The sequence below is a fragment of the Halomicronema hongdechloris C2206 genome (assembly GCF_002075285.3).
Taxonomy (GTDB): domain Bacteria; phylum Cyanobacteriota; class Cyanobacteriia; order Phormidesmidales; family Phormidesmidaceae; genus Halomicronema_B; species Halomicronema_B hongdechloris.
On the sequence record NZ_CP021983.2, the window covers coordinates 4,032,350 to 4,056,899 of the forward strand.

24 protein-coding genes and 3 pseudogenes are annotated in these 24,550 nt (G+C 52.1%); 16 read left to right on the top strand and 11 right to left on the bottom strand.

Annotated features, from left to right (window positions below; translation table 11 throughout):
• Window positions 1-4: 4 nt before the first annotated feature.
• The 7 genes from XM38_RS18285 to XM38_RS18305 all read right to left on the bottom strand — a co-directional run bounded on the left by XM38_RS18285 (window position 5) and on the right by XM38_RS18305 (window position 3,786).
• The gene (locus XM38_RS18285) at window positions 5-865 is read right to left on the bottom strand and encodes a hypothetical protein (protein ID WP_088430624.1); all 861 of its coding nucleotides are present in this window, start codon (window positions 863-865) and stop codon (window positions 5-7) included.
• 150 nt (window positions 866-1,015) lie between these two features.
• A complete protein-coding gene (locus tag XM38_RS18290; RefSeq protein WP_080806960.1) occupies window positions 1,016-1,309 on the bottom strand; it encodes a hypothetical protein in 294 nt (97 codons plus the stop codon).
• Window positions 1,310-1,334: 25 nt separating this feature from the next.
• Complete coding sequence (locus XM38_RS26105; protein ID WP_187329461.1) at window positions 1,335-1,499, bottom strand: hypothetical protein; 165 nt, start codon at window positions 1,497-1,499, stop codon at window positions 1,335-1,337.
• Window positions 1,439-1,822, bottom strand: a complete 384-nt coding sequence (locus XM38_RS18295) for a hypothetical protein (RefSeq protein WP_088430626.1) — start codon at window positions 1,820-1,822, stop codon at window positions 1,439-1,441. The genes XM38_RS26105 and XM38_RS18295 overlap by 61 nt, the downstream gene beginning before the upstream one ends.
• Entirely contained in the window at window positions 1,819-1,947 is a 129-nt protein-coding gene (locus XM38_RS27905) for a hypothetical protein (protein WP_256995672.1), read from the bottom strand. The genes XM38_RS18295 and XM38_RS27905 overlap by 4 nt, the downstream gene beginning before the upstream one ends.
• A gap of 2 nt (window positions 1,948-1,949) precedes the next feature.
• Window positions 1,950-3,077 carry a hypothetical protein gene (locus tag XM38_RS18300; protein ID WP_137455167.1) on the bottom strand — a complete coding sequence of 376 codons (1,128 nt, stop codon included), beginning with the start codon at window positions 3,075-3,077 and terminating at the stop codon, window positions 1,950-1,952.
• Window positions 2,965-3,786 (bottom strand): hypothetical protein, encoded by an 822-nt coding sequence (locus XM38_RS18305; protein ID WP_080806966.1) that lies wholly within the window; start codon window positions 3,784-3,786, stop codon window positions 2,965-2,967. The genes XM38_RS18300 and XM38_RS18305 overlap by 113 nt, the downstream gene beginning before the upstream one ends.
• A gap of 348 nt (window positions 3,787-4,134) precedes the next feature.
• Between XM38_RS18305 and XM38_RS18310 the strand changes: the two genes are divergently transcribed.
• On the top strand, window positions 4,135-5,136 hold the full coding sequence (locus tag XM38_RS18310) for a tetratricopeptide repeat protein (protein ID WP_187329462.1): 1,002 nt from the start codon (window positions 4,135-4,137) through the stop codon (window positions 5,134-5,136).
• A gap of 131 nt (window positions 5,137-5,267) precedes the next feature.
• On the opposite strand, the gene XM38_RS18315 is transcribed toward XM38_RS18310, so the two are convergent.
• Window positions 5,268-6,284: a type I glyceraldehyde-3-phosphate dehydrogenase gene (locus tag XM38_RS18315; RefSeq protein WP_088430630.1), complete on the bottom strand. Its 1,017-nt coding sequence runs from the start codon at window positions 6,282-6,284 to the stop codon at window positions 5,268-5,270.
• Window positions 6,285-6,944: 660 nt separating this feature from the next.
• On the opposite strand from XM38_RS18315, the gene murC reads away from it, so the two are divergent.
• From murC to XM38_RS18355, 8 genes and pseudogenes are all read left to right on the top strand, one after another.
• Complete coding sequence (gene murC / locus XM38_RS18320; protein ID WP_080806972.1) at window positions 6,945-8,432, top strand: UDP-N-acetylmuramate--L-alanine ligase; 1,488 nt, start codon at window positions 6,945-6,947, stop codon at window positions 8,430-8,432.
• A 46-nt stretch (window positions 8,433-8,478) separates the two neighbouring features.
• Complete coding sequence (gene murB / locus XM38_RS18325; protein ID WP_088430632.1) at window positions 8,479-9,405, top strand: UDP-N-acetylmuramate dehydrogenase; 927 nt, start codon at window positions 8,479-8,481, stop codon at window positions 9,403-9,405.
• 75 nt (window positions 9,406-9,480) lie between these two features.
• Window positions 9,481-9,831, top strand: coding sequence for a YbaB/EbfC family nucleoid-associated protein (locus XM38_RS18330; protein ID WP_080806976.1), 351 nt, complete (start codon window positions 9,481-9,483; stop codon window positions 9,829-9,831).
• Between the two features lie 9 nt (window positions 9,832-9,840).
• The gene (locus tag XM38_RS18335) at window positions 9,841-10,341 is read left to right on the top strand and encodes a low molecular weight protein-tyrosine-phosphatase (protein WP_088430634.1); all 501 of its coding nucleotides are present in this window, start codon (window positions 9,841-9,843) and stop codon (window positions 10,339-10,341) included.
• Window positions 10,342-10,572: 231 nt separating this feature from the next.
• On the top strand, window positions 10,573-12,258 hold the full coding sequence (locus XM38_RS18340) for an alpha/beta hydrolase (RefSeq protein ID WP_080806979.1): 1,686 nt from the start codon (window positions 10,573-10,575) through the stop codon (window positions 12,256-12,258).
• A 115-nt stretch (window positions 12,259-12,373) separates the two neighbouring features.
• A complete protein-coding gene (gene truB / locus XM38_RS18345; RefSeq protein ID WP_080806980.1) occupies window positions 12,374-13,303 on the top strand; it encodes a tRNA pseudouridine(55) synthase TruB in 930 nt (309 codons plus the stop codon).
• Between the two features lie 113 nt (window positions 13,304-13,416).
• Window positions 13,417-13,881: a hypothetical protein gene (locus XM38_RS18350; protein ID WP_080806983.1), complete on the top strand. Its 465-nt coding sequence runs from the start codon at window positions 13,417-13,419 to the stop codon at window positions 13,879-13,881.
• A 377-nt stretch (window positions 13,882-14,258) separates the two neighbouring features.
• Window positions 14,259-15,643 (top strand): annotated as a pseudogene (locus tag XM38_RS18355) (ISKra4 family transposase).
• A gap of 71 nt (window positions 15,644-15,714) precedes the next feature.
• Here the strand turns inward: XM38_RS18355 and XM38_RS18360 are convergent.
• Entirely contained in the window at window positions 15,715-16,437 is a 723-nt protein-coding gene (locus tag XM38_RS18360) for a helix-turn-helix transcriptional regulator (RefSeq protein WP_080807015.1), read from the bottom strand.
• Window positions 16,438-16,661: 224 nt separating this feature from the next.
• Window positions 16,662-17,779 (bottom strand): annotated as a pseudogene (locus XM38_RS18365) (IS630 family transposase).
• Between the two features lie 58 nt (window positions 17,780-17,837).
• Here XM38_RS18365 and XM38_RS29105 point away from each other — a divergent pair.
• The 4 genes from XM38_RS29105 (at window position 17,838) to XM38_RS27175 (ending at window position 19,514) form a co-directional block, all read left to right on the top strand.
• Entirely contained in the window at window positions 17,838-18,164 is a 327-nt protein-coding gene (locus XM38_RS29105) for a transposase (RefSeq protein ID WP_080806986.1), read from the top strand.
• Between the two features lie 275 nt (window positions 18,165-18,439).
• Window positions 18,440-18,928, top strand: coding sequence for a hypothetical protein (locus tag XM38_RS18375; RefSeq protein WP_137455168.1), 489 nt, complete (start codon window positions 18,440-18,442; stop codon window positions 18,926-18,928).
• A 79-nt stretch (window positions 18,929-19,007) separates the two neighbouring features.
• Window positions 19,008-19,313: a hypothetical protein gene (locus XM38_RS27170; protein WP_225889352.1), complete on the top strand. Its 306-nt coding sequence runs from the start codon at window positions 19,008-19,010 to the stop codon at window positions 19,311-19,313.
• Between the two features lie 21 nt (window positions 19,314-19,334).
• Window positions 19,335-19,514: a hypothetical protein gene (locus tag XM38_RS27175; protein ID WP_225889353.1), complete on the top strand. Its 180-nt coding sequence runs from the start codon at window positions 19,335-19,337 to the stop codon at window positions 19,512-19,514.
• A gap of 56 nt (window positions 19,515-19,570) precedes the next feature.
• Here the strand turns inward: XM38_RS27175 and XM38_RS18385 are convergent.
• Window positions 19,571-20,631: pseudogene (locus tag XM38_RS18385) on the bottom strand (IS630 family transposase).
• Window positions 20,632-21,091: 460 nt separating this feature from the next.
• On the opposite strand from XM38_RS18385, the gene XM38_RS18390 reads away from it, so the two are divergent.
• The 3 genes from XM38_RS18390 to XM38_RS18400 all read left to right on the top strand — a co-directional run bounded on the left by XM38_RS18390 (window position 21,092) and on the right by XM38_RS18400 (window position 24,534).
• Window positions 21,092-21,931, top strand: a complete 840-nt coding sequence (locus XM38_RS18390) for a class I SAM-dependent methyltransferase (RefSeq protein WP_080806988.1) — start codon at window positions 21,092-21,094, stop codon at window positions 21,929-21,931.
• 180 nt (window positions 21,932-22,111) lie between these two features.
• Window positions 22,112-23,431 carry a nucleotide sugar dehydrogenase gene (locus XM38_RS18395; protein ID WP_088430638.1) on the top strand — a complete coding sequence of 440 codons (1,320 nt, stop codon included), beginning with the start codon at window positions 22,112-22,114 and terminating at the stop codon, window positions 23,429-23,431.
• Window positions 23,428-24,534 carry an alpha-hydroxy acid oxidase gene (locus XM38_RS18400; RefSeq protein ID WP_202978918.1) on the top strand — a complete coding sequence of 369 codons (1,107 nt, stop codon included), beginning with the start codon at window positions 23,428-23,430 and terminating at the stop codon, window positions 24,532-24,534. The genes XM38_RS18395 and XM38_RS18400 overlap by 4 nt, the downstream gene beginning before the upstream one ends.
• Window positions 24,535-24,550 lie beyond the last annotated feature (16 nt).

The window sequence follows — 24,550 nt, forward strand, 5'->3', positions numbered from 1 at the left end:
TGGCCTACTCCCACTGGCTCAGTTCCTGCCGCCAGCCCTGAGCCAGGGCCTGCCATTGATGACGACGGCGCTCGAAATCAGCGGCCAGCCAGATCAATCCCATCCCGATGGCAATCCCCAGGATCCACTTGAGGAAGGGATAGTTGGCATTGAGCCACAGCAATTGCTGGATGGCATTGAGGCCGAAGATCACTGTGCCGCCGTAGAGGAAGGCCCGTACCCGCAGCCCCAGGCCCAGCCCAGTGATCGCTAGGCTGAGGATGCCTACTGGTAGCCCCCGCCAGCCTGGCGAGATCAGCGCCAGCAGTAGCACAGCCCAGGTGGTAATCAGCCGCAGCCAATGGCGCTGCCGCCGCCGCTGCGATTGTCGCAGGCCAGGATCAACCTGGGCGACATACAACAGCCAGAGCCCCAGCGGAGCCGCAACGCTGACGGGGTCGTCTATGGCCTGCTGCATCAGCCAGACCCAAATGGCCCAGACTAACAACCCACCGCTGAGATAGGACAGACGCCAGCCTCGGGTCGCCCAAGCCAGCCAGCCATAGTAGGCAGCCACCAACCCCAGAGTGGGAATCAACCGGGGGGGTGGCAAGAGCACCAGGACCAGGAGCGGCAAGCCCAGGGCCAGGCGTTGCCAGGGAGGCTGGGGCCAGCCATAGCGATGCCAGGGCACCCTGTACAACACCACTGCCAGGCCAGTGGCAATCACTGGCCACCAGTCATCTAGCCGTTGCACCGCTGGCACCAGTCCGCGCAGATACACCACCCAGGCTAGGGCCAGCCCCAGTCCCCTATAGACCCAGGCTGGTTGACTGGTGGCATTGGCATTGGCTGCCAGGCGTCCTTGCCAGAGGGCGTAGACCACGACCAGCAGCCTAACCCTAGCCCCAGAAATCTGAGTGTCAAGGTCACCCAAATCCCTGGACACCAGCTAGTCCCAGCAGTATCGTGGCTAGAGCCCAATGGCCATGGGCTGCCAGGATCCAGTCGTGCCGGGGCAGCTGTATCAGGCGCTCTAGGAAAGTGGCCGCTGTCGGTAGTAGATAGCCATAATCACCACGGCCACGGCGGCCAGTACCACCAGGGCGTCGCCGAGCTCGCCGCTGTCGGCCTGCAGCATCTGGTACAGGATCAGTTCGTACCATCCTAGGGATAACCCTGCTAGGGCCAGCCACTGCAGCCATCGCCAACCCTGTTGCCGCCCCACCTCCAGGGCCAGGACGGCCGTGCCTAGGGTGAGGGCTCCGGTCCAAGCCGTGGCGGTACCCAAGCGTAGCCCCAGGGCTAGCCAGCCATAGCCGAGGGCCATCAGATGCAGATGGCGGCCAAGGCGATTAGGGGGGTAAGACTAGGGCCAGTCCCAGGGTGAGGACGGCCAGGACCAGGGTGGCCAGGGCCAGGGGCAATAATGCCGGCAGCCGCCAAGCCAGTCCCAGGGCTAGCCAGAGTTCAGCGTCCAGGCCATGAGATAGACCCTGGCGATGACCCCATCGCCCCATTGCCGTAGGCCCAGGGCCAGCAGCTGCAGCAGGGGGGTTAACAGCAGGGCCGCAGAGCTGTTGCCAACGCTTCCATAGATCAAGCTGGCCTCGGTGGTCAGCCCCAACAGCACCAGGATACTGAGGCCCCAGCTCCAACCATCCAGGGCGCGGCGATAGTGGGCTAGAAGAGCAGGCCCAGTGCGACAGGCGAGCCAGCGATGAGTCCCCCACAGTAGCAGAGATGCGATCGCACCGGCCCCATACCAGCTATCTCCTTGCATGCCAAGGCCATCCCCCAGCAGACTAGCCATCAGCCCTAGCAGCAGTCCCACCGTAGTCACCGCCAGGCATCGAGGCAGCCAGAGCCAGCTTTGCCAACCCAGCGCACTGCCCCCAGGGCTAGCCCCAAGGGACGGGTCTCGCCGAAGAGTAAAGTGGGCGGCACCGTCAGGACGACTGCCAGCAACGCTAGCCGGTGAATAGTCGTAGGGACTGGGCTGGCCCGCGGCTAGCCAATCCGGTCAATACCATGGGAATGACCACGCCTGGCAGGGTTTCCAGGGGCTGAGTCCCTGGCTGCAGCAAGAGACTGCCCCAGAGGCTGTAGCTTAGCCCCGCCAGGGCCAAGGTGCCATAGTTAGCCCCGCGACGCCAGGGAGTCACCGGACCCACAGAGACAATACCCTCGCCAACCATCAACCCCAACGCCAGGGCGAGCCGCTGCCCCAAGGTAATCCCAGGCCAGGTGTGTTCTACAGTGGCCGCCAGCGTGAATAGGATCAGGCCATGAATCAAATACTGGCGGCTAGGATGCCCTGTCCGCCGCCGACCGCTGGCGATGGTAGCCGTCACCGTGGTGGCGATGAGATGTAACACCAGGAGCCCACCATTCCACAGGCTCAGCAGCAGTAGTCCACCATTCAGGAACCCAGCTAGCCCATCGGCTAGCGTGACCAGAGCCGAATGCCGCCGTCGATAGGCCCAGTCGGCAACAGCCACCGTTAGCACCACGTAGGGATAGCCAAGAATGCCCAACAGCGCCCAGGGAGTTGCCTCAGCGCCACTCCAGCGGGTGAGGGGGGTCAGCAGCGCCAGCCGCAAATCAATAGGCAGCAAGCGCCAGGCCAGCCAGAGGCTTTGCAGTCCTAGGAGCCAAATGGCGACGAAGTCTTGCCGCTGCCATCGGCTCTGCCAACGCCAGAGCCGTAACCCCAAGCCCATGCCATTGATGACTAGGGCCTGAGCCGACAATGGCATCACTGCCAGCAGCCAGCCCCCCACCATTAACGCCCGTCCACCCCAAAGGCTGGGAGATATCAGGGATAGGGGAAATGCCTGCTGAGGAGGCTCCGCTGCCATGGCTAAGCCCACCAACAGTCCGCCCAACAGCCCCCAGGCCAGGGCCAGTTGTCCCCAGCTGGGGACAACCAATTCGGTCATGGCTCGCAACAGTAATATCCCCACCCCATAGAGCAACAACAGGTCAGGAGCCCGCCCTGTCTCCAGCAAGTTGCGGTCTCGCCGTCGCTGCTGTCGCCAAGCCGCCAGGATTACCCCAGCAACGCCGCCATAAACGGCGATTAGCCCTAGCCCCAAGCCCCACATTCCCTGTAGCAGGGCTAACCCCAAAAATATTGCTAAATTGCCTCGAGCCTGGGGCCAGCGCTGACCGAATAGCTGTATGGTCATCCCTGCCAGTGATATCGCGGCTAAGGACGCCATCAGTCTGCCTAGTCCCGCTTGTCCTATGGCAAGGGCATCCAAGGCCCAGATATTCAGGGGCCACCAGCAGCAGCGTGGTGATGGCCAAGGTGTGGTGAGTCAGGCGTAACTGGGGGCGATCGCTGACTCGACTGGCCCCCCAAAAGGCTAGGGTATAGCCCCAAAGCACCAGATATTGCCCTACTCCGGTGAAGCGAGACCACTGAGTTGCCGCCAGCACCGCTGACGACAACACCACCAAAAATACCCCCAGCCCTAATAACCAAATGACGCTGAGCTCTGTCCGCAGTTGCCGCCAGCGTCGTTGCAGGATGAGTTGCCAACGGTGCCGGCGGGAGACGACTGGAGCAACAACCTGAGTTGCGGAGATGGGAGCAGCTGGCAGGAAGGCAGGGGCAGAGTCAGGCTCTGGCTGGGGTGGAGGGGACACCCTGCAGGTGAGGTAGTCAGCGCAGATGACTCGCACTTGCGGGTGGTCAATGAGCTGAAGCTCGAGCAGGGCGGTTAGTCCGGCCAGCAGGGGAGCAGCATCAGGGGGGATGACAAGCTGCAAATGCAGTCGAGAGGGAGGCAGAGAAGACATGATGGCGCTTCACGGGGGGCATGCCCATGATGATAGGGCCAAGTCCCAAATCCCCTATGATCTAGGACAGTTTTGGCCGGTGTCTGGGTAAAGTCTCGGAGGCGGGCCCAGGAATTGCCTAAAAATCCTGTGGATCCCACGGTTATCCTTCATCGAGGCTTCAACCTAGGATGAAGTTACCGTAAATAGAAGACGGCTGCCTGGGTGATGTCCTGCCTAAGCTAGATGCGCTCCAGAAGATGGGACTAATGTCGCTCATGGCTGGATGCCTAACATCACGCGAGCCCTGCCCAGGGTTGACGATCGAGGGGGATGCCCCCGTCTCTACCATGCGTTTGGAAACCTGCCATGAACAGCTTGCCCCTGTCTAATGTTGCCTGCCATGAGAACTCTCCGTACAGCCAGGCTCCTGAGGTTGCCCGAGAGCAAGCCTCAGCAAGGAGTTTGAGTTTTGAACAGCGTCACTGTCTAGCGGCTGAGGCACATCAGTGGTTAAGGCAGGGGATAGCCCATTATCAGCAAGGCCAGTACACCTCTGCTCTATCCCTTCTACAGCAGGCTTTGCGAACCTATCACAGCCTGCGAGATCGGCGCGGTGAAGGGCGAGTGCTGATTACCCTGACGCGGCTCTACTATCATTTAGCCGATTACCTCTGGGCTTTGGATACCGCCCGTCAAGCCCAGAGGTTGGCCCAGCAAGTCGGTGATTCCCATATGTTGCACCAAGCGCTCAGCTATCTCGGCAATAGTTACCGGCACCTGGGCAATTTATCTCAGGCCCTTGATTACGGGCACCAAAGTTTGACCTTGGCTCGACAAGTCTGCGATCGCACCGCCGAGATGTGCTCCCTCAATAACCTAGCGATGGTGTTACGGGCCCAAGGACAGCCGCAGCAGGCCATTGCCTATTACGCCCAGAGCTTAGCGCTAGCTCGTCAACACCAAGAGCGGCAGATCGAAATCCAGATCCTACAGAACCTAGGCAATACCTATCGAGCCCTAGGAGACGCTCAAAACGTGCTAGAAACCTACGGCTGCTTACTCAAGCTGAGTACCGGCACCGCTGCGCCGCCCTCAGCCCCCATCGACTTGCCTACCTTAGGGTACATACTACAAACCCTAGGCCATGCCTGTGAGCAATTAGGTGAGTATAGCAAGGCGACTCAGTATTGGCAAAAAGCCCTGGCCCTATGCCAGAAACTGGGAGATGGCCGCCGGGAAGCCGAAATATTAGAGCATCTAGGCAATAACCACGACATTTCAGCAAAAACCACGGACTCCCTAGCCCATCACCAGCGTCAACCCGATACGACTCCGTTGCCATCAACTCTGATTTTGCAGCAGGACTAACCAGCAAAATGGGAGCTTCCGTCCATAGAAAACTCCCATTGCTTATCCTTGTAATCAAGATATGTCGTCAAGGTATAGCCCGGACTGATAGGCCCCCTAGAGCAGAAGACAGGGCTGGGATTGGCAGAGGCTCACCGAGGCCATTTCTGGGCAACTAACTCAGCCAAGTCTACTACCCGCTGACTATAGCCCCACTCATTGTCGTACCAAGCTACCACTTTGACCAAATCGCCTCCCATTACCATGGTGAGACTGGCATCAACGATAGACGATTCACTGGTCTTGCGATAGTCAATGGAGACCAGTGGCAAGTCGCTGTAGCCGAGAATCCCTTTTAGCGCCCCCTGGGAGGCTTCCTGAATGACCTGATTAACCTGCTCAGCAATGACCGGTTTTTCAACCTGAGCCACTAAATCCACGATAGACACATTAGGGGTAGGCACCCGAAAGGCGATGCCATTGAGTTTGCCAGACATCTCTGGAATGACCAAAGAAACCGCCTTAGCCGCCCCAGTCGTAGTCGGCACAATATTTAGAGCCGCCGCCCGGGCCCGTCGCAGATCTCGGTGGCTGGCATCTAGCAGACGCTGATCGCCGGTATAACTGTGGGTAGTGGTCATCGTGCCCTTAACAATGCCGAAATTCTCGTGCACCACCTTGACCACAGGCGCTAGACAGTTAGTCGTACAGCTGGCATTGCTGACCACCCTGTGGGCATCATGGGTGTAGTCTTCATGGTTTACACCGATGACATAGGTGCCAATGTCACCCCCCTTACCAGGAGCTGTAATTAGAACTTTTTTAGCGCCCGCCTCAATATGACGAGAGGCTCCTTCCTCACTAACAAATACCCCCGTTGATTCCACTACCAGATCAATGTCCCAAGCCTTCCAGGGTAGATTGTTGGGGTTGCGATCAGAGTAGCACTTGATAGTTTTGCCATTGACGACTAAGCTATCGCCTTCGGCACGAATATCGTCGTCTAGCCGACCCAGCATAGAGTCGTACTTCAAAAGGTGGGAGTTTGTCTTCGGGTCAGAGGTATCATTAATGGCTACGACGTCCAGCTGACTGTTCTCACGAGTCAACCAACAACGCAAGAAATTTCGTCCAATGCGTCCGAAGCCGTTGATTGCTACTCTAATCACTGCGCTTAACCCTCTGTTTTGTGCGTTACGTGTGCGTTACGAGTCTTGACGTTACGTAGGTAACTATTCTTATTCGACCTGATCATATCGCAAAGGCTGATCATCTTTACAGTGATAGGCGCTGCAATCTAATGCTGAGAACGATGGCAATGCCCTGGCAATCTGATGTCAAGACTCACACTAGTACTCTGCGGCAGAAATAACGCCTCTATTGACTAGAGCGGAAAGGCTGAATTCATCAGGATCTCCCTTTCTGCCTTCTGCCTTCTGCCTTCTGCCTTCTGCCTTGGCAGGCTAGATCAATCGGTTTGCCTTGATAAGCCTACGGATCTGACCGGGATAAGATGTGAGCACCGAGATTCTGCAGAGAAGGAGCCATGGGTCTCTATTAGCTGACCGAGTCAGGACTGATCGGCAGCATTGCTTCAGTCGTTGTCACCCTAGCTGCGAAGGCAGGTGGCGCCAGGCTAGGGAATAGCCTCCATCAGTGCGGCCCGAAGCAGTCTCGCTAATGGTATTTATGTTGCATACTGCATACAGCTTGGACTGATGTAGTAACGTATCTGGGACACCCCGGGAAACCTGACATGTAGGTTAGCTGAGAAATCCTTGATATGATACGCCTGATATTGGTGTGGTGTGGTATTTGAGGAGTATAAGATGCCGAATGCTGTCGATTTTAGCGGCAGACCTTTCCATTTCATCGGTATCGGTGGGATTGGTATGTCTGCCTTGGCCTACATCCTGACCAAGCGGCAGATCCCGGTCTCTGGATCCGATCTGAAGTTGAGCCATATTACCCAGCGTTTGCAAGAAGCAGGGGCCCATATTTTTTGGAAGCAAGAAGCAGTCAACTTAAGTTTCTTCCAGAATCAAGTCGCCTCGGTTGCTGCCTCTGGCGCGCCAACGATTGGGATGGATGGGGGTCGACAGCTTCCTCAGGTCGTTTGTTCTACGGCCATCAACGAGTCAAATCCTGAGTATCGGGCGGCTATCGAATTAGGGTGTCCTATTTTGCACCGCTCTGATGTATTAGCCGCGTTAATTGATGACGCCGCTGCCATTGCCGTGGCGGGTACCCATGGGAAAACGACTACCAGTAGCATGATTGGCCAAATGCTACTGCAAGCAGATCTAGATCCTACGATTGTAGTTGGAGGCGAAGTAACTGCTTGGGAAGGGAACGCTCGCTTGGGAAGCAGTGATTATTTGGTGGCAGAAGCCGACGAATCGGATGGCTCCTTAGTTAAGTTGGCGGCCATGGTGGGGGTGGTTACGAATATTGAGTTAGATCACACCGACCACTATCAAAACCTAGACGAGGTGATCCATATTTTCCAGACCTTTGAGCGGCAGTGCCGGGTTCTAGTGGGCTGTATCGACTGTGTTACCGTGCGGCAAGCTCTCACCCCTGTCGTCACCTATAGTCTGCATCCAGAGTCAGGGGCCGATTATGTGGCTGATTCCATTTGTTATGGCGCTACCGGAACATCGGCTCTAATCCTGGAACGGGGACAGCCCCTAGGTAAATTGTCTTTACAGGTGCTAGGCCAGCACAATCTCAGTAATGCCTTGGCTGCAATTGCGGTGGGTCGTCATCTAGGCTTACCGTTCACAGCCATTGCAACAGGGCTATCTAACTTTCGAGGAGCTCGCCGTCGTTTTGAACATCGCGGCGTCTACCACAACATTCGCTTTATCGACGATTATGCCCACCACCCCAGTGAAATTCGAGCCACATTGGCGGCGGCTCGGTTGCAATCAAGTGATGTGGCCACGGGCAAGGAACACCGAGTTATTGCTGTGTTTCAGCCCCATCGCTATAGCCGTATAGCGGCTTTTTTGCCTGAGTTCTCTCAGGCATTTGCCGATGCTGATCGAGTTATTGTGACTGACATCTATAGCGCTGGAGAAGTCAATCAGTGTGGTCTTTCTGGTAAAGATGTGGCTGAGACCATTGCCATCCACCATGACCAGGTTGATTACCAAGCTACGCTGGCAGAGGTTCAACAGAGGCTGACATCGCTCTTAGAACCGGGGGATCTGGTCATATTTCTGGGAGCCGGTAATCTAAATCAAATTATTCCCAGTGTCATGGCATTTTATGCGGATATTGAGGCGGAGTACCTGCATAAGGCCTGTAGCTAGGCCTCTGTTGTGATGGCGATGATCAGGTGCCATGGCTTAGTAAACTATGACTTCTGTGATTAATACCTCTAGCGTTTTGCCTAGGATTGACTGCCCGATCCATGCCCATTCGCCCCTTGGCCCGTTCACGACGTTTCGCGTAGGAGGAGCGGCGGACTGGTTAGCGATACCTCGTACAGAAGCCCAGCTGCTGAATAGCCTACAATGGGCTCATTCTCTGGAGTTGCCGACACGCTTGCTAGGCGCTGGGTCGAATCTACTCATCAGTGATCAAGGACTGTCGGGATTGGTCATTGTCACTCGTCATCTACGACAGGTGACCTTTGATGACGACACAGGGCAGGTGACGGCCATGGCAGGCGAACCCCTACCGACTCTGGCCTGGAAGGCTGCCAAGCGAGGGTGGCGTGGACTAGAGTGGGCGGCGGGCATCCCCGGCACTGTAGGGGGTGCTGTGGTGATGAATGCAGGGGCTCATGGAGCTTCAATGGCAGATATCCTAGTGCGAGTCGATGTGCTTAACTCAGATGCGACAACAGGAGCCATGATGCCGGTGGACTTGCAGTTCCGCTACCGAACATCGGTGTTACAACACCGGTCTAAACCGGTGGTTCGGGCAGTGTTTCAGCTGGAGCCAGGCTACGATCCTAAGCAGGTCACCGCCGATACCCTCCGGGATCTGAAGCATCGTCGGGCTACGCAACCCTATCATCTGCCCAGCTGTGGCAGTGTATTTCGCAATCCGTTGCCCTATACGGCTGGTTGGATTATTGAACAGACAGGGCTGAAGGGATATAGAATTGGCGCTGCCCAGGTCTCTGAACTACATGCCAATTTCATCCTCAACCAGGGCGGAGCAACGGCAACCGACATTTTCCGTTTGATTAGCCATATCCAGGGGAAAGTGCTGGAGCAATGGTCGCTGCAGCTGGAAACTGAGGTAAAAATCTTGGGGCCATTTCCCGCCATTTAAGTAGGCGTCCCTTGGGCGTTAGAATTCAGAAGGTTTCTCGTTTAGTGTACTGACGTTATCTAATTACCTCTTACCATGACGAAAGGGCAAGGATTTGGTTTTGGCTTAGGCGGCAAGATGAAGGAGCTGACTGAGGCCTTCAAAAAAGCTCAGCAAATTCAGGAAGGTGCAAAGCAGCTTCAGGAAGAACTGGAGCAGATGGAAATTGAAGGACAGGCGGGGGATGGCCTAGTTAAGGTAGTCCTGAGCGGAAATCAAGAGCCACGGCGGGTCATTATTGCGCCCAATGCCCTTCAAGAAGACGCTGACATGTTGTCGGATCTGGTGACGGCAGCGATGCGGGATGCCTATGAAAAATCGACGACGACCATGCGGGAGCGCATGGAGCAGCTGACAGGTGGTCTGAATCTGCCAGGGGGCTTGTAAGACTAAGCCATGCCAGTGCGTCTATTGTTCGTTTGCCTGGGCAATATCTGCCGCTCGCCCTCGGCAGAAAATCTAATGAACCGCCTACTGCGGGAACGGCAGCTAACAAACCAGGTTATCTGTGACTCGGCAGGGACATCGGCCTATCACTTGGGCAGTCCTCCGGATTCACGGATGGCAGCAGCAGCAGCGCAGCGAGGGCTGCAACTGTTGGGGCGAGCGCGACAGATAGTCCCGAAGGATTTGCAGCGATTTGACTGGATTTTGGCTATGGATCGCCAGAACTATGAGGATATCTTGACGCTGGATCTCTCTGGGCAGTACTGGTACAAAGTGAAGTTAATGTGTGATTTCTGCCGTCGCCATGGGGAACAAGAGGTCCCTGATCCATACTACGGGGAAGTCGATGGCTTTCACGATGTCTTAGAGCTGCTTGAAGATGCCTGTGGGGGATTGCTGGAGGTTGTGGTGAGAGAATCGGAATCAGTATCTGCAATGCCCCCCTCCTAAGGGGGTTAAGCTCGAGGCGAAAGCTGGTGGCCCCAAGTCAAGTCTGAGACCTCCTTAGCTAGGCCGATACGGTGCTATCCAGATAGTGCCGGGCAGTATGGGGCGCCAATATGTCGGGCTAGGGAGCCACCTAGGGCACAACTGCCGCGGGTCTGATGGCGGTTGCTAGGCCCGATGCATCTCGTGGTAGATGAGTGTGAGCAGAACCTGTGGTGTGAGTAGGGAATAGACATGCGGCAGGCGATGGGGCGACGATTCGCTGGCAGGGTTCGTTGGCGCAATTGGCTCTGGCGGGGCTTGGGCTGTCTGGTGCCCATGGTCTTTGGCTTAGGGACTCCGGTGGCAGCGGCTGAGCGCGTCATTATTACCTATGGCATCTTAGAGCGCTCTGTACAGGTTCAGGATTTAGAACACTTTGCCGAGACTGGGGAACTGAGCCGCCAACTGCAGCAATATGCCAAGTTATTAGGGCTGGATGATGAGCAGTTGCAGCAGATTCGTCAGGTGTTGACGGAGTCGGCAGAATTTGGCCCGGTGCCGGTGGCCCAATTTCTCTATACTCCCCAGGGTAAATATTTGCTAAAGCAGGTTGGTCAAGTTGTTCAGACGGCAGCTCGGCAGCCTGGATTTTCGGCCATTCGCGGCGGATTGATTCTGGCGGCGGCAGATCAACAACGGGGGCTCACAGCGTTGAGTTTCTTGCATCATTTCCCGACGGAGGCGGTGCGAATTGATCTGCTGCGGGGCCTGGCAATTACCGGTAACTTGAATGAGACTATTCAACAGGCCCGATCTGCGATCGCATTGGTGCGTCGCCTAGCTCGGCAAGCGGCTGGAGATCCTAGCAACAATGGGACCACCCCGGACTCAACGGAGCAGTTAATTGCGCTGTTTAGCCCAGCCCAACCTTATGGCTGGCGGCGTCAGTCCTTCGATACCCTGTCGTTGCCAGTAGATCTGTATTTACCTACGGCCAGGCGCCTAGGAGAGACTTCCCTAACCAACTTACCGGTGTTGGTGATTTCCCACGGCCTGGGCAACGATCGCAATAGTTTCGCCTACCTGGCGGAGCATCTCGCCGCCTACGGCTTTGCGGTGATCACCCTAGAGCACACAGGTAGCAACGCCAATCAAATTTTCTCGCTGCTGGAGGGACGCACTGGCGGCATTGTCGAGGATGAGGAATTTCTGCAGCGTCCCCAGGATGTCTCCCGGGTGCTGGATCAGCTGCAACAGCTGGCCCGCAATGATCCTCAACTGCGGGGACGCCTCGATTTCGATCGGGTGGGTGTCATCGGTCAATCCTTTGGCGGTTACACGGCCTTGGCCTTAGCCGGAGCCGGCCTGAATTACAGCGCCCAAGCCGTTGGCTGCCAAGATCCATTCCTATCGTTTAATTTGTCCTTATTGCTGCAGTGTCAGGCTCAGCCCTTGGCAGTGGCGAATCATTTAGCCGATGACCGGGTGCGGGCCGTGTTCGTGATGAACCCGATTGGAAGCTCTCTCTTCGGTCCTGAGGGCTATGGCCAGATTAGGGTGCCAACCATGATCGTCGCCTCCGAGGTGGATACGGTGGCCCCTGCCTTGCCGGAGCAGATTCGGCCCTTCACTTGGCTGACGACATCCCGTCGTTATCTGCTATTGATGGATAGCGGTACCCATTTTTCGGTGATTGCTCCGGTAGATGGGGCCAATGAACCGGTACCGATTCCAGCGCCTGTGATCGGACCCAATCCAGCTTTGGCTCGGGCCTATATGGAAGTGATGACAGCTGCCTTCTTTCAAGCCCATTTGCAAGGGGATGAGGCGGCACGGCAACGACTACAACCGGCGTTTGCCCAACAGCTAGGGCGGCAACCCCTATCTCTGAGTTTGTTGACTTCCTTAACAGAACAGCAACTGCATCAGGCCCTATAACGGTCTCTCAGCATCGCGGCTAGGTGACCCGATCTCGGCGCCGAGACAGGGCCAGACACAGAGACAATCGTGCTGCACCTATGGTTGCCATGGGTTGGAGAGCCAGGAAGTGAATATGACGACAGCAGGATTTCTCAATCTGAATAAGCCGTCGGGGTGGACCTCCCACGACTGTGTTGGCCGACTGCGACGGTTACTGCGGACCAAGAAAGTCGGCCATGGAGGGACGCTAGATCCAGCGGCAACGGGGGTATTGCCCATTGCTGTCGGTCGGGCGACTCAGCTTTTGCGGTTTCTGGCAACCGATAAGGCTTATCATGCGGTGATCCGATTTGGCCTGACGACGACCACCGATGACCTGCAGGGCACACTTGTGGAGCAGTGCTCGGCCACAGATGTCACCTTAGAGCAAGTGACGTCGATCTTGCCTCGGTTTTTGGGCTCAATTGCGCAGGTGCCGCCCCGCTATAGTGCCATTCAAGTGCACGGACAACGGCTCTATGAGTTGGCTCGCCAGGGAAAACCTGTGGAGATACCCACCCGCCAGGTCACGGTGCATTCCATTGAAGTCCTGGATTGGCAGCCGGGGGAGGCGCCTGAGTTGACCCTTGCGATCGCATGTGGACCCGGCACCTACATTCGCGCCCTGGCTCGAGATCTGGGGCAAGTGTTAGGATCAGGAGCTACCCTATCAGCCCTGACGCGAACCCGCAGTAATGGCTTTCATCTAGACGATAGTCTCACCCTAGACCAAGTGGAACGGCAGCTGGCAGAGAACCGACTCTCGCTGATCGCACCAGCGGCAATGTTGACTCACCTACCCGCCATTACCCTAACCGGTGATGCTGCCCGCCGCTTTTGCCACGGACAAAAATTATCCCTCGAGCAGGCACCAGTCGCCGCAGGAAGACCTTTACGGGTGCTCAATCAAACCAATGAGCTGCTGGGTATTGCCCAGATACGATCCCAGACCAGCGGATACCAACTGAAGCCAGAGCGGGTCATGGTCGCGCCACCCCAGGGAGCATCGGTACACCAGCCATAAGATAGCCCCTGAGCCTGTGGTCGATCCCTCCATCTAGCGCTACGTTAAGAGTATAGGGAGACGCTAGATGTCGGCGCCGCATACCCTATGTAGATGCGTTCAAATCGCCCACCATGACTACTGATGCGGATAAACAGACCAACCTTCCCGCAGAGTCGTCTTCTGATGACTCAATCACGCCCGTCACCGACGAAACCCGAGCCATGGTAGAGCGTCAGATGCCCCATGAATCTGACGAAGTCAAGCAGAAATTTGGCGAACTGATTGATGCCATCAAGAAACAGGCCACCACAGAAATGGAATCGGCCGGTGAACTCAGCCGAGAGACCTATGTCGAAGCCGTTGAACGGGCTAAGACGACACTGCAGCGAGCCCAAGACTTCTTTCAAGAACAGGAGGCGGCCCTAGAAAAAACAGCTCGGGACATGCAAGACGAAGCCACCCAAACCTGGGAGACGTTCGTGGCCAATCTGACCTCCATGGGCAATCGGCTCGATCGGGCCATTAATGCCGCCTGGAGCATCCTGACAGAACCAGAAGATACTCAGAAAGATGAAGACCCTCCGGCTCAAACCTAGGTGCTCACAAACCTGGCACTCTGGTATAACTCTGGGGGCGTGTCTTGAGCGACAAGCTGCTCCAGCAGTGGATCAACTTGCCTGGTCCGAATCTGTGCTGCCTGAGAATACGTCCGAGTCATAGCAGAAAGCCCTCAAGTTCCTCAAACGAAGCAGGGGAATATTGCTTGATCAACTCCTGAAACCTTTGGAAATCTTGGGTTTCACAGCTATAGCGCAAGGTTCCCCGCTCAATGCCTCCCTTGTACTGCCAATGCAGAAAACCTTTGGTAAGAGTATAGGTAAACTCTTTAATCGGGCGTATCCAGGGGTTAGGGGAGCCTCAAAAGAAAAATGGGTAAGGGACAATAGCCCCTGTACCCAAACCAAAAGATGTCATGAGTCTATCGTCTACCCTAAGCCAGTGGCTAGAGCGTTGTGAGTGCCAAGAGCAGTTCACGGTGTTGCAATCGGCGGGAAGTCTGCCGCACATGGTCTATGCAGCGTTGCAATTGGGGTTAATGCTGGCGCGGAAAGCGAACTGTCGGTCCGAGCCACAAGGCCAGCCCCCTGGCCCTTGTGGCCGACGTGTGGACACCGGCTCCAGTCCAAAGGCTGGCAGCCTCCTCGCCAGATATAGACATTGGTCGGTTCGATTACCTGAAAGCGCCGGGTCGGTCGCTGCCCAACTGGGTGCCGAGGCAGCTTGTCGGTGCCATTAGATGAAGCCTTGGGCATCGCCCCCTACCAGCAGCATAGCGAGGAAGTGATCCGCCTGGGGTGTCTCTTCAGCCTGGTGATGCCCTACGAGTTAGCCAGTTGGATGCTGAGTCAGTGGAGCGGGCTATCGGTGAGTGCCGCCAGTTTATGGAATTGGGTGCAGCAGCGAGGGCAGCAGGTGCAGGCGGAATTAATGGAGCAGTTGCAAGCGCAGGCGTCTGGGGCTGAGGTCTCCCCTGACCCCTTGGAGGCGACCCTGGCGACTCTGCCGCTTGCCATTGGGGCGGACGGGGTGATGGTTCCATTTCGCCCAACTCCGAAAACCGCCAAAGGCAAAATCCAATGGCGCGAGGTCAAGGTGGGGATTTTAGCCCGCTTAGGGACTCGCCTGACTCAGGCTGGCGTGGCGGTCCCAAAACTCCTGCACCACAGACTGGTGGCGGTGTTGGGAGATATCGACCAGTTCATCCCTCACCTGCAGTTGGAAGCCCAGCGCCAAGCCTTCGAGGCCGCCCCTCAAGTGATTTGGCTCAGTGATGGCGGACGGGGGTTTTGGCGAGTGTATCAGACGTGCTTTTCCCACTGCGCTATTGCCGTTCTCGATTTCTTTCATGCTGCCGGTCAACTCGCCCGAGCCACCCAGGCACTGTTTGGGGAAAAGCGTTCCGCCCAGGCCCGAGCCTGGTTTCGGCGCTGGCGGTATCTGTTGCGCCATGGACGCACTCGAGACGTCCTACGGGCGTTGACCGCACTGCTCAATTCTAAGCTCTTCTGCGGGACCGCTTTGGACACCCTGGTCCAGGTGCAAGCTTACTTTCAGCGCCATTATCGGCATATGCAATACCAACAGTTTGCCCGCCAGCAGATTCCCCTCGGCTCAGGCATGGTCGAAAGTGCCTGCAAGTGGTTGATTCAACAACGGTTCAAGGGGGTGGGGATGCGATGGAGTGAGGATGGCTTTAACCATCTTCTGCTGTTGCGACTGGCTTGGGTCAATCAGCGCTTTGAGAGCTTGTTCCCCCATGTTCCGGATCCGCCGACAAGCTACTCCCCCGACCGCTAAATACGCCCTTTCCGTCCTCAATGTTAAGTTCGTCAGCGGTATCAAATGCTACTCAAACGCCGATTACTAAATTAAGTGCGTAAAAATAACTTGGCTATCAGCTCAGTACGACTTGAAACATCAAGCTTCCGAAAAATCCGCTTCAAAGCTTGCTTAACGCCATTTTCGCTGATCCAAAGTTTTGTACCGATTTCGGTGTTGGTTAATCCTTTAGCTACGAAAGTAGCAATTTCTTGTTCACGCTTGGTAAGGCTAGTGAAACTTGTTTTTGATAAAAAGCCAGATATTTTTGGCTGAACTGACCTATGAGCCGTAAGACGCGTTGACAGATGAGTGCATATTGCATTAAAGTCCATTAGGTCATCTACAGTAAATGCTGAGATCTTCTTTCCACGCGCCAAATTAAGCGTTCCGATAAGACGACCATTCCCTATAATGGGGCCAGTCATGATATGTTCCTGGTCATATCGTGAGCTAACGTGCCGATACAACGAGCTTTGCTTCCAGCATCTTTCTGTTAAAATAAATTGCTCATGTATTGGAACATGCCGCTCAATCACAAAGTTTAGGATTGAATCCATACTACGACCAATTTGCTCATAATAATCAATAAAAGAATCAGGCAAACCCTTAATATATGCTTGGATTGGGACATAGTTTTCATCTAATAGATAGAAGCCACAATGTTTTGCTCCGAAGTATTCATCTGCAAAGTCCATAAAAATTAGTCGTAGCTCTTCTTCATTAGAGGAGTGTAAAAAAGCTTGAAAAATTTTATTGAGATTATTATTCATCAACGACTCCAGACAGTTTTCGAGATCTAACGACAGAATGAGGGCTTCAGTCATCTTCTGCCAGGGGATAGGAACGAGATATCAAGGGGTTCAGCGCCCCTTCAGACAATTGTCCGGACTGTTGATTCATGTTAGGGAATTCCCAAAAATAAAAACGCTCAAATAAGATAGTAAACTAAATATTGTGCTCGCAGAAAATAAAAGACTAATAAGCTGTCGCGCATCTAAAATGCATTAACAGCGTTTCCCTTATTCTTGAGCTTGCGGTCCCACTTTATAATCAACTCTCCCTCATTGAGTAGCTTATTTACCAGAGCCTCAAGCTCTTCTATGGACTTAAACAGACGACCAGAAATATATTCCTTTGCCGAATGCCAAACTAATTCTATGAGGTTATAGTCCGGACTGTATTCGGGTAGAAACTCTAACACCAAATTAGACATCTCTAATTTTATCTTTTCAATAAATTCCTCCTTTTCATGAATACTGGCATTATCCAGAATGATGACTATCTTAGGACTCTCCTTCTCGAAATCAGCAATCTCTCTACCCTCACTCACCCACTCATACTTGACTTCTTCATAAAATCCCTTAAGAACTTTGTAGAAATTCTCTCCTGTCCCCTTTGCCAGAAAGTCAACCAGTCGCTTCTTGTCTGAAAAGCGGACTCCTCCCATCACACTTACCCTACCCTTTCTGCGGATCCCTGAAACCTTTTTGCGACTTCCTTTTTTGGTCCAAAGTTTTCGACGAATTACTCTTAAACTAAAGCCACACTCATCCCAAAACCATACCTGCAGCCTATCTGGCGTCTCTTTTGTAATTCTTAAATATTCATCTAACTTAGCCTTAAATAGTTTGCGCTTCTCTGGATCTTGCTTATCCTCTAAGCTATACTTAGCCCAGAGGAAAACGTACTGTACTTTTTTGACTTTAGTATTCTCCTGATCTGGCTTCCACTTAAGCGAATCCCTGTTTCTTGTTCCAGATAAACCGATAAGCGTGCAGCCGTCCATCTCCCAAATTCATATCCCAACCCTTGCGGATCTTTTTCGATAACCTCTAGCAATAAGTCAACGTATTGATCCGTTGCCTTATGAAAGTTTCCTTTCATCCTCTCATCGATCAGGCTATCTAGATTGCTTGGGTCGCCATGCGTACACCAATAGGCTACTTTTCTTAGAGAACAACCAAGAAAATCAGCAATCTCTTGTTGCGTTTTGCCATCATTGCGTAGTAGAAGAATTAAAATCCTCTCGCGAATATCAGGATGCTCATGGGACTTGAGCTGCTTTTGTAACTCTTGCTTCTCTTCTGGCGTTAAGTAGTTCTTGATTGGCATAGCTAACCTACTTGAATCATACCTTATGATACGTAATTTAGATGATGCCTAACAGCTTATCTACGATGCGCCCACCTATAAAGAGGCCCAGCAGCGCAAAAAAGCCTTTGTTGATAAGTGGCAGGAACTGGAACCCGATGCCATCCATGCCTTCCAGTGGGGACTCCAGCGAACCTTTACTTTCTATCAACTCGACGAGTCTTGGCATCGCTGGGTTCGCACGACCAATGCCCTCGAACGATTTTTTCGAGAATTTCGAGCCAAGGCAGATGAAATTGGAGCCTTCCCCAATGAGCACAGTTGTTTGACTTTGTTCTTTTTGGTGGTTCAGCTAGACCACGCTAAACATGACCGACCCGCTGTGGCGAATAAATCGAGACACTAACGGACAAGGAGGTCAACGTATGGCAGAAAGAGAGTTGGGATTGACGTGAAAACATTCTAGATGATCTTTCTACTGTCATCAATTTCGCTCAAACTATGACCTGGAGCTGGTTGACTGACAATAGTTGATGGTCGAACGCCTGAAACGCTTGTGAGACAGAGCTTTGAGGGACATGGGAAAACTGAGTGGGAGTTGGCATTCTAAGATTAGATACCACTCACAATCCTGAATGCTGTGAAAAAACCTCCCGCCTCTACCATGCCTTGAAATCCTGGATGGGTCAATCCAATGCATGGGCTCACCTGACCCATCTGACCACGTGTCTCTGGATGGTGGTCGCTCTGAGTCAGACCGGGGAGGTGAACTTAACCCGTTGGCTACCCTATATCCCGTGCCGAGGGTGGCAGGCGCAAAGTAAACAGCGACGGCTCAGTCGGTGGTTGCATAACTGTCGCCTCAATGTTCAGCGGTTTTACAAACCGCTGATTCAAGCTGCCTTAGCCGACTGGCAAGAGGACGTACTCTATTTGAGCTTAGACACCTCGATGTTTTGGGACCAGTCCTGTTTGCTCCGTCTGGCGGTGGTGCATCGGGGACGGGCGTTGCCAGTGGTCTGGCGGGTCCTCGAACGGCAAAGTGCCTCCGTTTCATTCCACGAGTATCGCGAGATGCTCTACCAGGCGGTGAACCGCTTACCCAAGGGCGTCAAGTGGTGGTGCTGGCGGATCGAGGCTGTGTGCATACTGACTGCATGCGAGCGATGAGCACCCAACTCGGCTGGCACTACCGCATACGCCTCAAACGAGCACCTGGATTTGGCGAGTAGGCAAAGGCTGGCGGCCGTTGAAGGACTTTCGCCTGAATCGGGGCGAAGCGCTTTGCTTTCACAACGTCAAACTCCATAAAAGTCAGTGGTTTGGCCCGGTTCATGTGGCCTTTGGTCGCAACAACGTCAACGGTGAGTTTTGGGCCATCGTCAGCGATGAACCGACCTCTCTGAAGACCTTCGAGGAATACGGCTTGAGGTTTGATATTGAGGAGACTTTCCTGGATGAGCAGTCCAATGGCTGGAATGTACAGCAATCAGAACTTCGCTCCGTCTGTGCCCTCTCTCGCCTCTGGTTTATCCTGGCGGTCGCGACTCTCTAGGTCTCTGCTCAAGGGGTTGAGGTGGTCAAATCGGGCAAACGAGGTTGGGTCGACCCCCACTGGTTGCGGGGCAACAGCTATTTCCGCATCGGTTGGGATTGGGTTAAAACGGCTTTGGAGACGGGTTGGCGGCTCATTCGACGGGTGCACTTTACCAGCAACCGAGATCCGCAACCGGCTATGGCCTCCCGAAAGCAATAAGTAGGGCAGGTATAAAAAGCCGATGTTTGTGACAATAGATTAAGCAGCTTTAACATCTACGCAGCTTTAACATCTACATAGTGAGTGGAGTGGCCATTTTTCTCCCCCCTGTCTTCTAAGCCAATAACAACGTTGTACGCCAGTTCTGCTTCACACTCAAACATCTGTCCAACCAGTTCATCGCGCTTGAGGTGCTGCCATTCCCCTTCAATGGGATTCATCTCTGAGCAATACGAGGGCAAGAAAAAGATATAGAGTCCCTGAGCTTCCCATTCAGCCCAGTGCTGTCGGGTCACCTGACTGGTGTGAATGGAGCCATTATCTTGCACAATCACGCGAATACGCCCGGTCTTGTCATACTCCGTCGCCGCATCTTTAGCCTGACCGGTGAGCATCGCGATATAGTCCTCACTCTTGAAGGAGCCAAACACGAGCCCATAAATAAAGGTGATAAAGGGCTGCCATAGCCCCAAAATACTCAGCCGTCGTCCCCGCTTTTTCCTCTGTTCCTGGCGGTTTTGCTGACCGCGAAAATAGTAGCTGTAGCTGACGGGGCTCCACTGGCAGCAGCCTGACTCATCCAGATAGAACAAGTCAATGTCACCTGCTGCGGCAGCCAACTCCAGCATATCCAAGTCGGCTTGCTTGAGCGCTCGTTGGAGCGGGTCCTGACGCTCACGATGACTGTGGCGAGTGCGCTTCCAGATCACCCCCTTTTTTTGAGCACCTGCCGTAGATAGTCAGGACTCAGATGAATGCGGCGCTCTTGTTCTAATTTTTCGGCCAATTGTGGACTCGTATACGTGCGTTCGTCCACTTGCAAGACTTGCTCGATGTACACCATGTCTGCCTCTTGCCATCGGCGACGTTTTCCCCGACCGGGGGCTTCCCATAACCCACCTAATCCACCTGCCTGCCAGCGGTGTAGCGTTTTGCGAACCATCTCCACGTGCCAATTGAAAAAGGCTGCAATCATCTCAACATAGTCTCCCCGAGCATTCATGCGCATCACTTGGGCTCGGTCTTTGACCCGTTGAGGGACAGTCGTCGCTCGTTGCAGTTCTCGCAAGGTGCGATCTTCCTCGGGTGTCAGAAAGACCCGTAGTTGCATTCCCATGACGCCCCCACCTGTCAAGCTACAAGTTGCAAACCTAAGCATACCTCGATGTTTTTAGCACGGGCTACTTATCAGAAACGCGCCTATCAATTGGAGTTCACAATACGGACGTATGAGTATGTGCCGGACTAGTTTTGTCAGTCAACCAGGACCTGGAGTCATATTAGATTGATTCAATCTATCTATTGTACACTTTTGGGTACTATACAAGATTTGTACATGGTTATTAGTATAAGAAGGTAATTAATTGTTCTTCTACTTTGCAGCAAAAAGCTCTTTTAGCTTTTTAAACCGATTGACTACTTACGTTCACTGCTGTTTGCATTTACATAAGAGGCAAGCTGTATTTATCTGTTTTTTGAAATTTTGTTACTTGAGTAGAATTGAGAATTATCGTAATAGTATTTTGAGCTAAACAATTTTTAGTGTCGTTTTTTGTAATATGTGATTGGAAAAGAATATGAGCCAAATAAAAAAACTAAATCGATATAAGCAGAAGGTAGCATTGGGATTTGATCTAGCAGCTGCTGACTATGAGTCTCATTCCTTACGATATCTGCCAGACTGTGCAAACCATTTAGTTAAATTGGCAAAAATGCAAAGCGGGCAAAAGATTTTGGATGTTGCAACTGGTACAGGCTTTGCGGCCCTTGCTGCGGCAAAATCTGTTGGGTCTACAGGTAATGTAATAGGGATTGACATTGCTAAAAATATGCTGGAAAAGTCGCAAGAAAATATAGAAGCTATGGGCTTTAAAAATGTAGAAATGCATGTGGGAGATGCTGAATCCCTAAATTTTAAAAATAATGAATTTGACGGGGTAATCTGCGCTTCTGGTATTTTTTTTCTTTCTGATGTAGTTGCTGCACTCCAAGAATGGAGACGGGTCACTAAAGAAGGAGGGTTTGTATCTTTTTCGAGTTTCGATCAAATAGCCTTTAAGCCCATGTTAGAACTGTTATTAACACGCCTTCAAAAACACTGTGTTTCAATGACAATGCCAGTTCCTGCCAAACAGATTGATTCAACTGAGAAGTGTTATGACTCACTAAACAGTGCAGGGTTTGAAAAGATTGAAATACAAACTCAACAGCTTGGCTATTATCTCAATAACGTATATGAGTGGTGGAACATAGTGTGGAACAGCGGTTTTAGATTCTATGTTTCACAACTGCCACCTGAAAATCTAGAGTTATTTAAAAAAGAACACCTTGCAGAAATAGAAACTTATACCACAAAGCAAGGGATTTGGTTTGATGTTGAGACCATATTTGCTAAGGGTTTTAAAGAGACAGTATAGCAATCATACAGAAAACCGTTCTCTAATTTTGTTTTGTTGTTTATTATCGATGTAAAAATTTAATACTGAAAATTAGGATCAATTAACTGATTTAGCTTATTCTGAAGCTTTTAAATTTTGGACATACAACATACGAAGAACCGACGAAGTTCTGACTTTTAAAAACTTTCAACGAAACAGATGTATAATAGTTTGCACCAGCTTCGCGAAAAAATTTTGCACTCTACTTGCAAAATAGGAGTTGTTGGTCTGGGATATGTTGGATTACCATTTGCTGTTGAAAAAGCAAAAGTAGGGTTTTCGGTGATTGGGGTGGACCGAAATTCAAAACGGGTAGCATGGGTCAACCAAGCCCATAACTACATTAAAGATGTCAAAGACTATGAATTAAAGCGCGTTGTAGAAAGTGGCTATTTTAAAGCAGAGGAAAGCTTTGGGCGTTTGTCTGAAATGGATGTCATCGTTATTTGTGTGCCGACCCCTCTTACTGAAGATTTAACCCCAGATATCAGCTATATCGAGGAAGTTACTCAAGAAATTGCCAAGCGATTGCGTCCTGGACAACTTATTTCCTTAGAATCAACTACTTATCCTGGCACAACAGATGAAGTAATATGCCCTATTCTTGAGCGCTGTAGTGGGCTTAAGCGAGGGAAAGATTTCTTCTTAGCCTATTCTCCCGAAAGAATCGATCCAGGTAATCAGCGCTACACAACAAAAAACATCAATAAAGTGGTAAGTGCTTCTGATGTTCACTCTCTAGAAGTTGCAACATTGTTCTACCAACAAACTATCGAAACTATTACCACCATCAGCAGTTCCAAAGTAGCAGAACTTTCGAAAATTTTCGAAAACACCTTTCGAGCAGTAAATATTGCTCTGGTGAATGAACTTGCTATGCTATGTGATCGTTTAGATATTAATGTCTGGGAAGTGATAGATACCGCCAACACAAAACCATTTGGAATTATGCCTTTCTATCCGGGTCCTGGGGTAGGTGGTCACTGCATTCCAATTGATCCCCATTATTTAAAATGGAAAGCTAAAGATGTCAACTTCAATGCCCGCTTCATTAACTTCGCCAGCGAAATTAATCGTCAGATGCCTTCTTTTGTCAAAAATAAGGCATTTTCAATCCTTGATCGATTAGGAATAGCACCTTCCGTGTCCCGCTGTTTTATTTTGGGGGTGACCTACAAAAAAGACCTGCCTGACTTGAGGGAATCTCCCGCGATTTCAATCATCAAATTACTTCTAGAAGAGAAGGTTGTGGTGTCTTACTATGACCCATATATTCCTAAATTAGAAGTTGGAGAACATTCCTTCAAAAGCACTTCTTTGACGGCAGAAAACCTCTCCTTTATGAATCTGGTCATCATCACCACTGACCATAGCCAGGTGGACTATGAAGCAGTGGTAACCCATGCCCCTTATGTACTAGACACACGAGGGATAACTCGTCATCTAAATTGCGCTGGCGAGAAGGTAACAATGTTATGAAACCAATCGTTTCTACTATGAATAGAGCTGTTAACCTCATGGATTTTGAGTCCATTGCACGAGAATGTTTATCGCAGCCTATCTGGAATTACTTCGCCAGCGGCGCTAACGACGAAATCACACTGCGTAACAACCGTGAGGCATTTTCTCGTATTAATTTATACTACAAAGTTCTAGTGGATGTAAACGAGTGTTCCTTACAGACGCAGATTCTGGGTCAAAAAAATTCTATACCGATACTTATAGCACCTTTGGCGTTTCATAAACTAGCTCATCCCGATGGCGAGATGGCTACTGCTCGTGCTGCTGGCGCACAGGGTACAATCATGATTCTAAGTACCATGAGCACGACACCAGTTGAAGAAGTAGTTGCTAATGCATCAGGCCCTATCTGGTTTCAGCTTTACATTTACAGAGACCGTGCGGTTACTAAAGCACTCGTCAAACGAGTAGAAGCAGCTGGTTGCTCAGCATTGGTATTGACTGTCGATGCTCCAGTAATGGGGCATCGCGAACGTGATATTCGCAGCGGAGTAGATTTATTTGCTGAACTTCAACTAGAAAATGTGTTCGCCATGGACGTGTACAAAACTTCCGAAAATACGCGCAACAAAAACATGGCAGAACATTTTGCGTCACTTTTCGACCCTTCAATTACTTGGAAGGATATCGAGTGGTTGCGTTCGCTCACCAAGCTACCAGTTATCGTTAAGGGTATCATTCGCGCCGATGATGCACAACACGCTGTGTGTAGTGGCGCCAGCGGTATTATTGTTTCCAACCACGGAGGGCGTCAACTCGATACAGCACCAGCTACTATTGACGCACTGTCGCCTATCGTCGAATCAGTAGGCAAAAGTGCAGACATCTTCCTCGATGGTGGTATCTTACGAGGTACCGATGTTATCAAAGCATTAGCACTTGGTGCTAATGCTGTCCTTATTGGTAGACCTGTACTCTGGGGATTAGCAGTAGGTGGCACTGAGGGGGTAGAGCACATATTCAAAATCCTACGCAATGAAGTCAATTTGGCTATGGCTTTGTGTGGTTGCCCGACAATAGCCGACATCAAATATGACCTGTTACGACCAAAAAATCGCTAGTAGCTACTAGTTAAGT